The following is a 15,068-nucleotide window of genomic DNA, read 5'->3' as shown; positions in this document are numbered from 1 at the left end:
GTAGTTCTTTAAAAAAAATATTATAAACTATGAAATTCTTAACTAGCCTAAAGATTACAGCCTCAATATTACTGCTGTTTTCTGTTGCCGCTACTGCTCAAAAGCTAAGGGTGACCGACTTGCAGGTAGAGCATCAGGTAAATCCTTTATCCGTAGTGCCTCAAATTCCCAGGATGAGCTGGAAACTGGTATCCGGTGAGAAAAATACTTTCCAAAAGTCCTATGAGCTTCGCGTTGCTCATAAAGAAGGAGATTTGGGGAAGGGCAAAAACCTGGTATGGCACACTATAAAGCCGAGTCAGCAATCCTTACTTGTAGACTATGAAGGCCCTGAATTGAAACCCGGAGAGCGATACTACTGGCAGGTAAGGGTAAAGGACAACCATGGAAATACTTCAGATTGGAGCAATACTGAGTACTGGCAAATGGGCTTGGAGTCATCCGGCTGGAAGGCTAAGTGGATTTCTGTAACAGGGCCCGATACTGCATTAGCAAGTCCCCTCTTCAGAAAAACGTACAGGCTGCCTAAAACTGTAGCGAAGGCTACTGCTTACATTACCGCAAGGGGACTATATGAAGCCTATATTAATGGCAAGAAGGTTGGCGACGCTTACTTCACACCAGGTTGGACCAGCTATAAAGATCATTTGCAATACCAGGCATATGATGTGACACCATTGATGAAAAAGGGCGCTAACTCTTTTGCTGCAATCCTTGCCGATGGATGGTATAAGGGAAGGGTAGCTTTTACAGATAGAAAGGCTTTCTACGGCGATACGCGCGCCCTATTAATGCAGGTTAATATCCAATACACAGACGGAACTAAGGAAACCTTGATAAGTGATGGCTCATGGAAGAGTTCTTATGGACCTCTGCTGAAATCCAGTCACTATGATGGTGAAGTTTACGATGCACGTAAGGAGAAAGAAGGTTGGAACACCACAAATTATTCAGAAGACAATACCTGGCAGGCAGTAGGGCTTCAGAATTATGGCTATGATAATTTAATAGGCATGAGCGGACCTATGGTGCGGAAGCAGGAGAGGATTAAGGCAATAAAGGTTCTGAAAACTCCTCAGGGCGATGTTGTTGCCGACTTTGGCCAGAACCTGGTGGGCTGGGTAGAGATCAGAACAAAGGGCCCTGCCAACTCGAAGATCGTATTAAGTCATACAGAAGTGCTGGACAAAGCAGGAAACTTTTATACAGAAAACCTTCGCTCTGCAAAGCAGCAGAATACTTATTACCTGAAAGGAAATGACGAACAAACCCTGTCCCCGCATTTCAGTTTTCAGGGATTCAGGTATGTGAAGATAGAAGGATATCCCCAGGAATTAAAGCCTGAAGATCTGACTGCAGTGGTTATTCATTCGGATATGAAGCCATCAAGCACCTTCAAAACCTCAAACGCATTGCTGAATCAATTGCATCACAACATAGTATGGGGGCAAAAAGGCAACTTTGTGGATGTGCCTACTGATTGTCCTCAACGGGATGAACGCCTTGGCTGGACAGGGGATGCCCAGGCTTTCTATTATACCGGCGCCTACAATATGAACGTTAGTGGCTTTTTTACCAAATGGTTGAAAGATGTGAAGGCCGACCAGCATAAAGACGGGAGCATACCATTTGTGGTTCCCGACGTGCTCAATCAGGGTGATGCTGGCGCCTGCGGCTGGGGTGACGTTTGTACAATCATTCCCTGGGGTATGTATTCAACCTATGGGGATAAGCGGATACTGGAAACTCAATTCAGTAGTATGAAAGGCTGGGTTGATTTCATAAGCTCACGCTCAAGTCAACACCTTTGGAATAGCGGCTCCCATTTTGGTGACTGGCTATTTTACCGTCCGGATGATGATAATGATGGTAGGGCTGCGGTGACAGATAAGTATATGATAGCACAATGCTTCTATGCTCATTCTACTCAATTGCTTGTTAATGCAGCCGAGGTTCTCGGCAAAAAGGAGGAGCAGGAAAAGTATAAGGCTTTACTGGAGCAAATTAAAAATGCTTATGTGAAAGAATATCTAACGCCGAACGGAAGATTGATATCATCCACCCAAACTGCCTACGTACTCGCATTACAATTCGACATGCTGCCTGAAAACCTAAGAGAACAAGCTGCTAAAAGGCTTGTACAGAATATCAGGGATTATGGTAATCACCTCACTACTGGTTTTTTGGGCACTCCTTACCTCTGCCATGTATTAAGCCGTTATGGCCACACGAACGTAGCTTATGACCTACTGCTAAAGGAAAGTTATCCTTCCTGGCTTTACCCTGTAAAAATGGGTGCCACTACTATCTGGGAGCGATGGGATGGAATAAAGCCTGACGGTTCTTTTCAAACTCCGGTAATGAATTCATATAATCATTACGCCTACGGTGCAATAGGCGATTGGATGTACAAGAACATATCTGGTATTCAAGCTGCAGCGCCCGGGTATAAAAAGATCGTGATTAAGCCAACTGTAGGCGGGGGTCTTACCTCGGCAGAAGGGTCTTATGATAGCGAGTACGGTATCGTGCGAAGTAAATGGAATATAGAAGGAAGTAAGTTTAAACTTGCTGTTACAATTCCTCCAAATACAACTGCAGAAATCTTTGTACCCGATTCGAGGGGAGAATCATACAAGCAATTCTCTGTGAACAGCGGAGAGCACAACTTTGAACGATAGAAGGATTTAAAATGCAGGATCGGCTTGAGGAAAATACCCGGTCCTGCAATTATCAGAGAAGTTCTTAATGCAAAGAAATTTCTGGTTATAAAGCTAAAAGATGGTGTGTAGGGAGTATTGCACTTTACGGCCGTTCTCCAGAGGGCTTTTTAATTGGAGTACCAGCAGGGAGCGGACGACCAAAGACAGGCTCTCCCTTGTTATCCCAACTAAACGGTTGTAAACAAATGCTGCGGTCCCAACCATGATCTGTTGAATTCTTCGTATGATAGAAGATCCACCACTCTTTATCATCGGGAGAGGTGGTAAAACTAGCGTGGCCTACTCCAAAAACCTTATCAGTACCTTCAAATACAGGTCCTTTTTTCTCCCAACTTTCTGGCTTTAGCGGGTCTGATCCTCCTTTTAGCTTAAGTTGTCCCAGGCGGTATTCCTTTGTCCATGATTCGCGGGCAGAGTAGATGATAAAGGTTTTTCCGTTCCGCTGTAAAAACTCGGGACCTTCATTCAGGTCTAAGGGTCCGCCTGTTTCCCAGTTTTGATCTGGAGATGAGATCTTTACCCGCTCTGAATCGATCGTCCATGGATTAAGAAGCTTCGCGATATACAAATGCTGTGAGGTCTTGTCGGTTGTATTATTTTTCTCCCATCCAGACCATACTGCGTACCATTTCTTATTGATCTTGCCGACAGTCATGTCTATCGCCCAGATAGTTTTCACATAGTCGTTATCATCAGTTCCGGTTTTGATTACACCTTTGTCAACGTAAGCACCTTGCGGATCTTCAGACACAGATTCAAGCACGCCCGCTCTTTGATTGATAAAGGATGGCGCGCCCTTTCCACCTGCGTAATAGATATACCACTTTTTGCCGATATGATGAAGTTCCGGCGCCCAAATGTTCTTCTCGTTCCAACCACTTTCTGGACTTGACCATACTATTTTGGCATTTCCCAATTTGGTTAAATAGGGCGACTTCGTTACTGAAATTCCACTTCTACCTTTTTCACCAGAAGAACTGTAACAAGTGTAATAATACCCTTTGTATTTAATTACCCAGGGGTCAGCACCCTTTCCAATCGGATTTGTGAAGGTCTGCTCTGTTGGCTGATCTACTGAAGTCTTTTTCTCTACAACAGGAGACCTGCCTGTAAAACAGGCATCTAGAAATGCAATAACTAAGAATCCTGCTAATATTCTTCTCATTAAGCTTATTAAATTAGGTTTATACCGGCTTTTGTCCGGGGCCGCAATTTAAAAATATGCTGGCGGTAAATAAGCTGAGGAACTCAGAATGATACAAAAGAGCAAAAGAATGATATCGAAAAGCAATTGATAAAGCAAATCGAGTGAAGTTCTTATTTTTGACACGCCTAGTAGGCGATTAAAGAAAATGGAGAAAAAAAGAAGGACACGAAAAAAGGAAATTACAGCGGAATTAAGTCAGGATGAGCTGGAGATCCTGAATATATACAAGCAGGCCTATAAACGTTGTTCTGAGGATGAGAGGCTTGTGGAAAGAGCCCGGGTATCAGATATTGAAAAACTTTCGGCTTCAATTAGTTCCAGGCAGGAGTGATACTAGATCTGGTGTTAAAAGCCAGTTCTTTCCCAAAAACTGACTTTTTGTTGTTTATAGACTTAAAGATCGAACTTAATCCCCTGCGCAAGCGGAAGCTGATTTCCATAATTAATAGTATTCGTTTGTCTTCGCATATAAGCTTTCCAGCAGTCAGAGCCTGATTCTCTTCCTCCTCCTGAATCTTTTTCGCCGCCAAAAGCTCCGCCTATTTCCGCTCCTGAAGTGCCTATGTTCACATTTGCAATTCCGCAATCAGAGCCGGCATTGGAAAGAAACAACTCTGTCTCCCGTAAATTTAGTGACATGATCGAGGAAGATAGGCCTTGAGATACACCATTTTGAATAGCGATCGCTTCTTCTATAGTTTCATATCTCATAACATAAAGAATAGGAGCGAAGGTTTCTTCCTGGACTATAGGGAGATCGGGACTTACTTCTGCAATACAAGGCTTTACATAACAACGACTGTCATATCCTGATCCTTCCAACAGGCCTCCTTCAACAAGGAAATGGCCGCCCTCTGCTTTACATCGCTCTATAGCCGCGAGATATCCTTCTACCGCAGTCTTGTCTATTAATGGTCCCATGTGTATCCCGGATTCCAGAGGGTTGCCGATCTTCAGTTGCTGATATGCCTTTACCAGCCGCTGTTTGAAGTCGTCGTAAATGGAAGAATGAATAATAAGCCGACGGGTACTGGTACAGCGTTGTCCTGCAGTTCCAATGGCTCCAAATACCGATGCGGTTAAGGCAATTTGAAGATCTGCATCAGGGCTTATAATGATTGCATTATTACCACCTAGTTCCAGCAAGGATTTTCCTAGTCGCTGAGCTACTGCTACAGCTACCTTTCTGCCCATAGCAGTAGAGCCAGTAGCTGATACAAGTGGAATGCGCTTATCTTTGGTCAGTAATTCGCCTATATCGTTATTACCGCACACCACTGAAGATACACCTTCTGGCACCTGATTTAGCATGAAAATTTCTGAAGTAATTTTTTGACAGGCAATAGCCGTTAAGGGAGCCTTGGGTGAAGGTTTCCATACAGTAACGTCTCCACATACCCACGCCAAAGCACTGTTCCAGGCCCAGACAGCAGCAGGGAAGTTGAAAGCAGTGATAATGCCAACAATGCCGAGGGAATGGTACTGCTCGTACATGCGGTGATCCGGGCGTTCAGAATGCATGGTTAAACCATAGATCTGACGCGAAAGTCCGCTTGCGAAATCGCAGATATCAATTACTTCCTGAACCTCGCCCAGCCCTTCCTGAAAGCTTTTTCCGGTCTCATATGAGATCAGTGATCCAAGCTCGTTCTTGTATTTCCTGAATCCATCACCTAATTGCCTGATCACATCTCCTCTTTTGGGAGCGGGAACCGATTTCCACACAGAAAATGCTTTTTGAGCTTCCTGAATAATAGTGTCATAGTCTTCTTCCGCAGCAAGGCTAACGAAAGCTATCACTTTACCATCAACAGGGGAAAAGGATGGTTCATTGTTTGAAGAGGAAAACCATTTAGCACCGGTGGAGATGCCAGCGTTGGTTTCGTTAATTTTTAACGTACTTAAAAAGTCCTGCATTTTGTTACGATATTAACCAGGCTGATGATCATACCGGTCTCCAACCTTATGTCAAAGCTATCGATAATTCAAGTCTTAAGCACTGTAAATCTTGAATTATGAAATTAGCAGGTGTTCTTTAAGCTAAATTATAAACGGATATCTCCTTTTGGCAGATCCGGTGCCGGTAGAGCCTTTGGTACTTGTTTGACCAAGGGTTTAGTAGGTGATTTTGCAGCTTTTTTACGTAGCCAGGCTATGTTCTGAAGACTGAAATTACCCTGATAGCCCATATCGTGATCCTCATAACCACAGACTTTAGTTTCAATCTTAGCCTTTTTCGTTGCCGGGATAGGCAATTGCCATAGATCCAAGATCTCCCCTGGACTCCATTGTACATTATTTATCGTTTCCATTCCTCCATTAAAGGCAGTTTCATAGCCATATATCGACATGCTCACTGCAATAAGTCTGCCTTCTGGTAATGTTTCCTCAAATACTATTGACCCTCCTTCGAAAGACTGTTTTGTCGTTATCCTTATTTCTTTGCCGGCAATGTTACTATATACCCCTTTTTTAAAGTCGAAGGAAATTACGAGCAATCGAATGCCATATTCTTCCGCATATGGGGATTTGATGTCCTTGGCAGCTATTGGAGGAAGGTTAACAATAACCTTATTATCTTCCCTAAGCTCAGCGGAAGGCCTTAGTTTCAGAATTTTATCAAGTGGAGAGTTGTTGTTGAATTGGAAGCCTTTTAAAAAGCTCAAATTAGCGTCGTGAATATCTCTTTCGCCTACTTCTTTTGATGATGCAAAAACAGCACTTCTTACTGCGGTTGTAAATCTATTGATCATTCCGCCATCGTAAGCTTTGTATGCCCAACCAAAAGCTTCCCGCATGCCCCTCGCAATGCTACTGCACATTCCAAATTCCAAACCTGCGGCTTTAGAGCCAATGGTCTGTTTAGGCTTTTTTTTGGGTTTTGACTGAATTACTTGTATATCACGCCAGGTGCGATGAACATTGGGACCTATAGTTCCGCGTATTTTTCCTTTTTTATCTACTTTAGCCATAAGATAGGTTTTTTATTTAAACTTTTTTTATTTTCGTTTACAAAAATAACCGGCAGGCTTCTTTCTGTCAATAGAAAATAGGATGATTCTCGTCACTATTTCCCTCAGCAGCAGTAAATTATAAAAATCGAATTATTCCCGTGTTATAGCTCTGTTGTGATCAACATTTGGATGAATGTAATTTGAATCTATATATAGCCTTTAATAAGTCCACGTTCTGATAAAAATAGGTGGACTCAATATGGGTTGAACTAGGGTTCATCCGAGACTCATGCAAAACATGGCATAAAGCTGGGGTAGCCCGGGTAATAAAAAAGCTGGTAAAAAATATATTTGGGAAAGAATTTTAAACCGTTAGGTTCTTGAGGTAAAGGTAGAACTTTCGTTTAGATATTGCAGGTGAAAGAATTGAAAGGGATGAGGTGAGGAAATGACATAAAAAAAGCGGCTTGAGCCGCTTCCTATATCTTCCAAATTATTTTTGTCCACCCTGAGCACCTTGGCCTCCTTGACCGTTTCTGCGGCCCTGACCCATTCTGTTTCTGTTTTCTTCCTGATAAGCAGCATAAGCTTTTTTCTGCTCGTCAGTTAATAAGGCAATGATCTTTTTGTCTGCCTGCTCACGAATAGGCTGCATCTTCTGGAACATTTGCTGACGATCGCCGCCCTGACCAACTGCAGTTCTTAAGCTGTCTACAGACTTAGACTGAACCAAAAGGATCGCTTCTACTTTGGTTTTTTGATCTGCGGTAAGCTTAACTTTCTCGGAAATTCTTTCAGTTCCTTGTTTTGCTCTTTCTTCAGGTGTACGATTTTGATAACCGCCTCCTTGCTGAGCGTAACTGAAGGAGAAACTAGCTGCTACCAATGCCAGTACTAAAAATGCCTTTTTCATATAATTTTTTACTGTTTAAGATCTATAGACAGCAAAATAAGAAAAGGTTTAATCACTAATTGTAAATTAATTGTTGCCTGTCTTTAATTGAGCAATAGACTTCTGCATTTGGGCCATCATAGAAGTTAAACTTTCCATGGTTGGTTCAGCTGTAGGCTCCGGAAACGTAGTAGATATATAAGCTTTGGCTTTCCATACCTCCAAAATATCCTGGGCTTCTACTGTATAAGGCTCATACACAGTGTTATCAGATATCAGTTTGATCGGTTTGTTTTCTTTCAATCTATTGCCCGCTCTCTTATAAACCACACCCTCACTATTGGTAACGAATACATAGGTTTCACCAATCTTAACATCATTCCAGTTTTCTACATATTCTCCTACAATAATGGTCCCCGGTTGTAGGGGCAACATAGAATCTCCTTTAATCTCAAACGCACGATATGTACCCTGCTTCAACATAGGAAGATGGAATTTAGGTAATTCGCTGATAAATTCAGGATCGGCATAACCATTTAAATAACCCGCACTTGCCTTTACAGGTACCAGTTCTATATTCTCGCGATCTTCCTTATCTACTGTAATACTAAGGATCCTGGGATTGTTGGATTCCACTTTTGGCTTTGGCTTCCACTTATCGTTAATTTTTTCGTTAACGATCTCATCCATGCTCAATTCATAATATTCTGCGAATTTTTTTAGCAATTCATATTTCGGCTCCGCCCTTTCCTCTTCGTAAGCGCCCACTAAAGATCGCTTAATCTCCATTAAATCTGCGAATTGCTGCTGCGTAAGGCCTTTTTTCTTACGGAGGTATTTTAGGTTGGAAGAAATATTACTCATGTGAAAAATAAATTTGCAATTACTAAAATTGTTAGTATTTTTATGCCAATAAAATTAGTAATTATTTTTCAAAAACTAAATAAATAAGAATATGAAAAGGTATGTATTTATTGTAACCGACAGAAATAGAAATTCTTTGCATGTCGGAATGAGTTCAGATCTTTTAAAAACTGTCGATTTTTACAGGCAGATGCCTAATCTGTTTTTCGACAGTGCACAACAGCTTACACGTTTAGTCTATTTTGAGGAATTAAATAATGAAGAGTCTGCTATTCATCGTTTCGATATATTGAGTAAGTATACCCGTGCTCAAAAGGAAAAGGTGATCAGGGATGTAAATCCTGACTGGTTAGATCTAAGTATAGGGCTGGATTTCGAAAGAATTCTAAGGACACCAGGAATGCAGAGAAGATCTACAACACTGCGTGCTGCATAAAGTGATTTAAACCTTTAGAGCTGGAAGGAATATTTCAGCAATCATGCATCTTGCACTTCCTCCACCTACGGTTTCTATAGTATAGAGAGGCGAGAAGATAATATTACCGTAAGATTCAAGTCTTTTAAGCTGTTCTGCTTGTAATGATTTAAAGGCTTGTTCTGACATCACGATAATTTGCTCTCCTGTTTTTGAATTTAATTCAAGGATATTTCCAGCAAAATGATTTACCTGGTCTAAGCTGATTTCAATGATCTGCTTCCCGGTTTCAATCAGGGAGTTACGAATGCCATTGATCTCCTTGTTGTCACTTATCGATTCTGTACATATCAAGCCAAATTTGGATCCAAGAGACATCATTACGTTCGTATGATAGATTGCTCTTTTATTAGCGTCGACAGCATGAAATGTAATGGGGGTATATCCAGATATACGGCAGAACTCTGAAAGAGCTACCTCTGAAGTCCTGCTGCTTAAACATGCATAGGCCCTTTTATTCTCCCGGTCCAGGATCATACTTCCTGTTCCTTCCAGGAAAAAACTCTGCTGCTCAAGATAGGAGAGATCAATAATTTCTTTTACCTGGTATGTTTCTTTTAAAGTTGACAGAATCTCCTCGCGACGTTCCAGTCGCCTGTTTGGAGCTTCCATAGGATAAAGGAAAATGGTTCCATCGTCGTGTGTGGAGATCCAATTATTCGGGAAGACAGAGTCTGGTAAATGTGGGTCTTTCTGACTTTCAATAACCAATACGTCAATTCCATGTTTTTCTAACAATTCCGCTAGCTGGTCGAACTCTCTCAAGGCCTTCGGGTGGACCTCCTGATGTTTAGTCAGCTTATCCATAAAGAAATTGCTGACTGCCGTTTGTTCGTTGTATCCGAAGCCAACTGGCCGGATCATTAATACTGATGAAGTGCTCTGTCTGTCCACCATTTGAGATCTGTTCTAAATGTTAGAGCTCCTCTCTAAATAAGGGCATGCTCATACAATGGAAGCCACCGCGCGCTCTTGATAACTCTGCACTCGGGATCATAATAAAAGTATTTTCTATCTCCTCTGGCTTCAATTTCTCTTTTTCCAGCTTATCCAGCAGGTCGGCAACCTCAATAGCAGTAAACCCATGGTCCCTGAAGGCCTGAATAGTATAATCATTACGGTCATACCCAACTACAACTCCTTCCTTTAATGCTAAGAGATTGCATGAGTCTGTCCACTGCTCACGTACATCGTAAGGAAATTGTTTCCCGCCCGAATAGATGAAGATCGTTTCTTCCTGGCTGTTCAAGTCGTTCTTACTGATATCGTCCAAAAGCTCCTCAATGCAACCAAACGATGTTGGCTTTTCCTTGCTGTCTTTCTGAAACTGTATAATCTCGGGCTTTTCCTTGTTGCGCTTTTCGGATAAATAGTCCACTGCCTCCGAGCCTTTGTGCTGCTCCTGGGAAGAAATAGAACCGAGTACTACCCACATGTTACGTTTTACCTGGGTGAAAAGGGTATCTATGTGCATGAAGTCCCTTTTGTGCGGGATCCTAACCACGGTTACCTTATCTACTACATCATTCTCAAACAGCAATTTAATAGCTTCGCTGGCTCCGCTTGCCGAAGTTCTTTCACTGCAACCGATTAGAATGTGCCTTTTACTTACTACCATCACGTCGCCTCCCTCTATGGTAGTCTTTTCTCCGTGTTCCTCTCCCGGCCTTAGAAAATACTTGATGGTATCCGGTATTTCCAGAATATTATCGCGGTAGTTTTGGAAGCGGGGATGGTTGAAAAAGATATAGCGTGCGAGCAATGCTTCACGCGAACGAGCTTTTTTTGCCGGTTTGCTTAGCAGAATAAAGTTGTTTATGGTGATGCCAATATCTCGCGTGAAAATAAAGTTAGGTACGGGGGCAAAGATCATATTTCCATCGTACATAGATCCTGAAATAAAAACCTTAGCCAATTCTGCCGGCTTAGACTTGATCAACTCTTGCTGGAGCCTATAGCTGCAGCCTTCTATTGCGCAAACAGAAGCAGTAAGCTTTTTACATATGTCTGAATCATGAAGGATATCTGCAAGTAACTTTTCTATTTCGATCACATGTTCTGAATTATGGAATTCAGGTTTGCAGGGCTTATAGAAATTTCGCATTGATGATTCAGCGTCGATGTTCGACAAGTTCCCTTTGATTTTACCGGGGTCAAGAAAGTAAAGAAGCAGCTTGACATACTGGTCGTACTCTTTTTTTCTGACAGTCTCCAGGTGAAGGATATCTTCAAAAAGCCAGTCCTGGGCCTTTGAGGGGGCAACTTTTCCTATCCCGCTGTCGGGACTATGGATAATTAGGGAGCGAAGGGTGCCGATCTCTGAACTTACGTTAATTCGCATGTTTATTTATAGCAGAGGGAATGCCAGGTCTGCTGTTTTAGCTTAACAATCGGCGAAGCTATTAGATTGATTTAAAGCGATTATTACGAAATGTTTAAGTATGCGTTGTATCTGCCGATAATTAAAACATAGCAGGAGTAGCTGAGTTGAATAGCTGACGGTATGGCCGGGTAGGTTAATATTGCAGGAATTAGGGCTATTGTGCAAATTGCGATATGATTACTAATTCAGGTTATTCAATTTTTGACCGGGAAAATGATGTGCAACTGATCCGGGAATTTAGGATGAATTCAAATGCTGCGATAGCAAGGAAGGATGCTGATGCCGTTGCCAAATTTTGGATGGCAGATTTTATTCAGATTGCAGGAGATGGGAGTCTTTCAAAAGGTAAAGCGAAAGTTTTGTCGGAATGGAAACACATGTTTAAGCAAAGCAGTCCCTTGTTCGAAAGGTTACCAGACGAGATCGTTATTAATGAGAGCGGCAATATGGCTTGGGAGAAAGGGAAGTGGAATTATAAGAACGAGAAGTATTATGGCAACTACTCAGCGATGTGGAAGAAGGTGAGAGGAGAATGGTTAACGCAGAGTGAGCTGTACGTTTCTTTGAATGCCTGAGACAAGGTGGCGGAAATAGCCTGTGTATTTGCCGTTTTTGTACAGTGGCATCACACTTAGCAGGAGCTAATTTTGTATTGTTCAATTTACGTAAGCAGAACTCTAAACTATAGAAAATAAAAAATGGAAACTTTAAATAACTCAAGTATTACTGTACAGGCACAGGTAAATGCACCAATAGAAAAAGTGTGGGAAACTTGGAATAGTCCGCAGGACATTACCCAATGGTGTTACGCTTCTGAGGATTGGCATGCTCCTTATGCTGAGAATGATTTGCGTGAGGGAGGAAAGTTCAGAACAACGATGGCTGCAAAAGATGGAAGTTTTAGTTTTGACTTTGGTGGAGAGTATACTAGTGTTCAGGAAAATAAACTGATTGAGTATGTAATGGAAGATGGCCGTAAAGTTCGGATAGAATTTACGGACCAGGCAGGTACAACTCAGGTAGTTGAAACCTTTGATCCCGAAACTACTAATACTGTTGAGATGCAAAAAGCAGGCTGGCAGGCAATATTAGATAGTTTTAAAAAGTATACTGAAGCTAAATAAATTATTAAAAGGCATAGGGACATTTGATCCTTATGCCTTAATTTTATCGCGGGTTAGTATTCAACCATCAGGCCCGCAAAGGTCATTCCGCCACCAAAACCCATCAGTAGTATTTTATCTCCAGTTTTTATTCGCCCGTCTTTTATAGCAAGATGCCAGGCCAGAGGAATTGATGCGGAGGAGGTATTGCCGTGGTATTGTATGCTCTGTGGCATACGCTCCAGAGGATAATTTATGTTCTTAGAAATTGCTTCAATAATTCTCAGGTTTGCACTATGAAGGATTATCCAGTCTACTTCATTAATTGTGAGGTTGTTCTTTTCGGCGAGCCGAAGCAGGTTTTCACTGATCGTTTGAACAACCCATTTAAATACTATTCGGCCATTCTGATGAGTGCGGGCATCAGCAATTATAGGAACATTATTGATTAAAGTAGATAGAGAAGAACGGTAAAGTTCCTTTCCCATGCTTCCATCAGTACCGCTAATACTGTTGAAGATCTTATTTTCCTCCGCGCCTTCTACTAGTGCTACACCTGCTGCATCTCCAAACAAGATACAGAGGTTCCTATTGGTAAAGTCGGTATAACGGGAGAGGTTCTCCGCCCCGAAAACAAGAATCTTTTTATGAGTTCCAGCAGCAACAAGGCCTTTTGCAAGGATCAATCCGTAAACGAAACCTGCACAGGCGGAAGCAACATCGAGGGTGCCACAGTTCGGGATGTCGAATTCGTTCTGCACCTGACTTGCAACACTGGGAACGGAATGGTCAGGAGTGGATGTTGCTACAATGATGAAATCAACATCGGCAACAGAGATCCCAGGATTGGTTTGGATCAGGTTCCTAAGCGCCTTGAAACAAAGGTGAGTGGTATATTCACCTTCGGCAGTAAAACGCCTTTCAATTACGCCCGTGCGCGTTTGTATCCATTCATCCGAAGTATCAACAATAGTTTCGAAATAAGAATTAGGAACAACTTTTTCGGGAACGTAAGCGCTTATAGCTGCTATTCTTGACTGCATCTAAAGAATTGAGATCCGTTTTAATGTTTTTTCTTTTTAGTCATTTTAGCTTTCACACCTGCACCGAGGTTATAATCTTTGGCATTGCTGGCTTTCTTTTCATGGAAAGCTTCGCCTCTCGTCTCCTGTGCTGGCTGAGTTTTAGCTTTTGATTTTCCTTTACCTGAATCATAATTTTGTACTACCAGCAGATCTTCTGGCAGAGGACTTGATTCTATCTTTTTACCGATAGCTTGCTCAATTTTTTTGACGGTGCTTAATTCAAGGTCCGTAGAAAAAGTGATGGCAAAGGTGTCCTGATCGGTGTCTTCGGATTTGATCACTCGCGAAATATAGACTTCCTTTTCCTGCGGTAATTCTACGTGAATGATGAAAGGAAATAATTCTACCGGAACTTCTGCTTTTAATTCATCTGCTACAATGAGGATGCGGTAGTCTTCATTTTCTTCGAATTCTTCAATATTTGAGAATCCCGTGCTTTCATAGCTGATAGGACTAAGTACTGCCGTTTGCTGCTTAACCTGTTTGTGTAAGCCTTGATATACCTTTTCTGCAGTAAGACGGGTGTTTACAAATACTATAACCCTTGTGAAAACCTCTTCATCTTCAAGCAGCAACTGAAGCAGGTTCTGCTTGGTTTTGAAGTTAGGAACGTGGTAAAGGATCTGATCCAGGGTCTCAGTTGTACTTTCATTCAGCTCTTCCACCTCTATAAAAGCCGGCTCTCTCATGAAAGGATCGATCATCTTCTCCAGCTTGTCATGATATACTTCGGAGAAGATCAAGTGCTGGCAATTTCCAATACTATTGGCAAGTTCTACCACAGGCAGCTGAAGTCCCTGTTTTACGATTTGCTCCGCGTCATCCACTACCAGTGTCTGGATTTTGTTCACATTCAGGCCAAGCTTCAAGTATACTGCCCTGGCGCGGTCGGGTGTGGCTACTATTATATCAACCCCGTCTGTTACTTCTTCTACCTGAGTTTCAATAGAGGGGCCGGCATAAAGACCTACGATTCGTATAGTTTTATTCTTGTTAAGCAGATCGAACTGTTCGATCACCTGTAATACCCTGTCTTTGTCGGGTACCAGGATCAGTGCCCTTGGAGCTTCCTCGAATCCATATTTTAACCGGGAAAGTACTCCCAGAATGTATGCTGATGTTTTACCTGCACCTTCCGGAGCGATAGCTATGATATCTTGTCCGCCTATAATGCGCGAAAGTGTTCTTTGCTGAACTTCCTTTGGATATAGGAAACCTGCATCAGTTATCGATCTTACTAATTGTTTACTAAGCTTAAATTTTTCTGCCCACACAATGCTTGAATTAAAGAAAGCAAAAGTAAGCAACTTAACGGCAAACCTGGTCTTTTTAGGTAAATGCTTAATAGAAAGGTTTTTGTCATAATTCAAATTTGCCTTAAC

The 15,068-nt window shown here is 42.0% G+C and carries 14 protein-coding genes; 5 read left to right on the top strand and 9 right to left on the bottom strand.

What is annotated here, in order from left to right; translation table 11 throughout:
• The first annotated feature begins 29 nt into the window (after window positions 1–29).
• The gene (locus J4N25_RS07435; RefSeq protein WP_207421506.1) at window positions 30–2,681 is read left to right on the top strand and encodes a glycoside hydrolase family 78 protein; all 2,652 of its coding nucleotides are present in this window, start codon (window positions 30–32) and stop codon (window positions 2,679–2,681) included.
• Window positions 2,682–2,805: 124 nt separating this feature from the next.
• Here J4N25_RS07435 and J4N25_RS07430 read toward each other — a convergent pair whose 3' ends face one another.
• Window positions 2,806–3,888 carry a glycoside hydrolase family 43 protein gene (locus tag J4N25_RS07430; RefSeq protein ID WP_207421505.1) on the bottom strand — a complete coding sequence of 361 codons (1,083 nt, stop codon included), beginning with the start codon at window positions 3,886–3,888 and terminating at the stop codon, window positions 2,806–2,808.
• Between the two features lie 187 nt (window positions 3,889–4,075).
• On the opposite strand from J4N25_RS07430, the gene J4N25_RS07425 reads away from it, so the two are divergent.
• On the top strand, window positions 4,076–4,261 hold the full coding sequence (locus J4N25_RS07425; RefSeq protein WP_207421504.1) for a hypothetical protein: 186 nt from the start codon (window positions 4,076–4,078) through the stop codon (window positions 4,259–4,261).
• A gap of 62 nt (window positions 4,262–4,323) precedes the next feature.
• Here J4N25_RS07425 and amaB read toward each other — a convergent pair whose 3' ends face one another.
• The 4 genes from amaB to J4N25_RS07405 form a co-directional block, all read right to left on the bottom strand.
• Complete coding sequence (gene amaB, locus J4N25_RS07420) at window positions 4,324–5,847, bottom strand: L-piperidine-6-carboxylate dehydrogenase (RefSeq protein WP_207421503.1); 1,524 nt, start codon at window positions 5,845–5,847, stop codon at window positions 4,324–4,326.
• A 128-nt stretch (window positions 5,848–5,975) separates the two neighbouring features.
• Entirely contained in the window at window positions 5,976–6,902 is a 927-nt protein-coding gene (locus J4N25_RS07415) for a hypothetical protein (RefSeq protein ID WP_207421502.1), read from the bottom strand.
• 475 nt (window positions 6,903–7,377) lie between these two features.
• Complete coding sequence (locus J4N25_RS07410) at window positions 7,378–7,797, bottom strand: DUF4890 domain-containing protein (RefSeq protein WP_207421501.1); 420 nt, start codon at window positions 7,795–7,797, stop codon at window positions 7,378–7,380.
• Window positions 7,798–7,863: 66 nt separating this feature from the next.
• Window positions 7,864–8,640, bottom strand: a complete 777-nt coding sequence (locus tag J4N25_RS07405; protein WP_207421500.1) for an XRE family transcriptional regulator — start codon at window positions 8,638–8,640, stop codon at window positions 7,864–7,866.
• A 91-nt stretch (window positions 8,641–8,731) separates the two neighbouring features.
• Between J4N25_RS07405 and J4N25_RS07400 the strand changes: the two genes are divergently transcribed.
• Window positions 8,732–9,076, top strand: a complete 345-nt coding sequence (locus J4N25_RS07400) for a GIY-YIG nuclease family protein (protein WP_207421499.1) — start codon at window positions 8,732–8,734, stop codon at window positions 9,074–9,076.
• 6 nt (window positions 9,077–9,082) lie between these two features.
• On the opposite strand, the gene ctlX is transcribed toward J4N25_RS07400, so the two are convergent.
• Complete coding sequence (ctlX, locus tag J4N25_RS07395) at window positions 9,083–10,012, bottom strand: citrulline utilization hydrolase CtlX (protein WP_242695796.1); 930 nt, start codon at window positions 10,010–10,012, stop codon at window positions 9,083–9,085.
• Between the two features lie 19 nt (window positions 10,013–10,031).
• Window positions 10,032–11,456, bottom strand: coding sequence for an arginine deiminase family protein (locus tag J4N25_RS07390; RefSeq protein WP_207421498.1), 1,425 nt, complete (start codon window positions 11,454–11,456; stop codon window positions 10,032–10,034).
• A gap of 215 nt (window positions 11,457–11,671) precedes the next feature.
• Between J4N25_RS07390 and J4N25_RS07385 the strand changes: the two genes are divergently transcribed.
• Window positions 11,672–12,073, top strand: coding sequence for a YybH family protein (locus J4N25_RS07385; protein WP_207421497.1), 402 nt, complete (start codon window positions 11,672–11,674; stop codon window positions 12,071–12,073).
• 123 nt (window positions 12,074–12,196) lie between these two features.
• The gene (locus J4N25_RS07380; protein ID WP_207421496.1) at window positions 12,197–12,622 is read left to right on the top strand and encodes an SRPBCC family protein; all 426 of its coding nucleotides are present in this window, start codon (window positions 12,197–12,199) and stop codon (window positions 12,620–12,622) included.
• A 53-nt stretch (window positions 12,623–12,675) separates the two neighbouring features.
• On the opposite strand, the gene J4N25_RS07375 is transcribed toward J4N25_RS07380, so the two are convergent.
• Window positions 12,676–13,644, bottom strand: coding sequence for a ketoacyl-ACP synthase III (locus tag J4N25_RS07375; RefSeq protein ID WP_207421495.1), 969 nt, complete (start codon window positions 13,642–13,644; stop codon window positions 12,676–12,678).
• 20 nt (window positions 13,645–13,664) lie between these two features.
• Window positions 13,665–14,960, bottom strand: coding sequence for a DEAD/DEAH box helicase (locus J4N25_RS07370; RefSeq protein WP_207421494.1), 1,296 nt, complete (start codon window positions 14,958–14,960; stop codon window positions 13,665–13,667).
• Window positions 14,961–15,068: the final 108 nt, after the last annotated feature.

The organism is Desertivirga brevis (assembly GCF_017355835.1).
This window is presented reverse-complemented; position numbering and strand designations above follow the sequence as displayed.

What these genes read in the sequence shown, in the direction of transcription:
- J4N25_RS07435 (WP_207421506.1), top strand. Translation starts at nt 30, where the DNA reads ATGAAATTCTTAACTAGCCTAAAGATTACAGCCTCAATATTACTGCTG.
- J4N25_RS07430 (WP_207421505.1), bottom strand. Translation starts at nt 3,888, where the DNA reads ATGAGAAGAATATTAGCAGGATTCTTAGTTATTGCATTTCTAGATGCC.
- J4N25_RS07425 (WP_207421504.1), top strand. Translation starts at nt 4,076, where the DNA reads ATGGAGAAAAAAAGAAGGACACGAAAAAAGGAAATTACAGCGGAATTA.
- amaB (WP_207421503.1), bottom strand. Translation starts at nt 5,847, where the DNA reads ATGCAGGACTTTTTAAGTACGTTAAAAATTAACGAAACCAACGCTGGC.
- J4N25_RS07415 (WP_207421502.1), bottom strand. Translation starts at nt 6,902, where the DNA reads ATGGCTAAAGTAGATAAAAAAGGAAAAATACGCGGAACTATAGGTCCC.
- J4N25_RS07410 (WP_207421501.1), bottom strand. Translation starts at nt 7,797, where the DNA reads ATGAAAAAGGCATTTTTAGTACTGGCATTGGTAGCAGCTAGTTTCTCC.
- J4N25_RS07405 (WP_207421500.1), bottom strand. Translation starts at nt 8,640, where the DNA reads ATGAGTAATATTTCTTCCAACCTAAAATACCTCCGTAAGAAAAAAGGC.
- J4N25_RS07400 (WP_207421499.1), top strand. Translation starts at nt 8,732, where the DNA reads ATGAAAAGGTATGTATTTATTGTAACCGACAGAAATAGAAATTCTTTG.
- ctlX (WP_242695796.1), bottom strand. Translation starts at nt 10,012, where the DNA reads ATGGTGGACAGACAGAGCACTTCATCAGTATTAATGATCCGGCCAGTT.
- J4N25_RS07390 (WP_207421498.1), bottom strand. Translation starts at nt 11,456, where the DNA reads ATGCGAATTAACGTAAGTTCAGAGATCGGCACCCTTCGCTCCCTAATT.
- J4N25_RS07385 (WP_207421497.1), top strand. Translation starts at nt 11,672, where the DNA reads ATGATTACTAATTCAGGTTATTCAATTTTTGACCGGGAAAATGATGTG.
- J4N25_RS07380 (WP_207421496.1), top strand. Translation starts at nt 12,197, where the DNA reads ATGGAAACTTTAAATAACTCAAGTATTACTGTACAGGCACAGGTAAAT.
- J4N25_RS07375 (WP_207421495.1), bottom strand. Translation starts at nt 13,644, where the DNA reads ATGCAGTCAAGAATAGCAGCTATAAGCGCTTACGTTCCCGAAAAAGTT.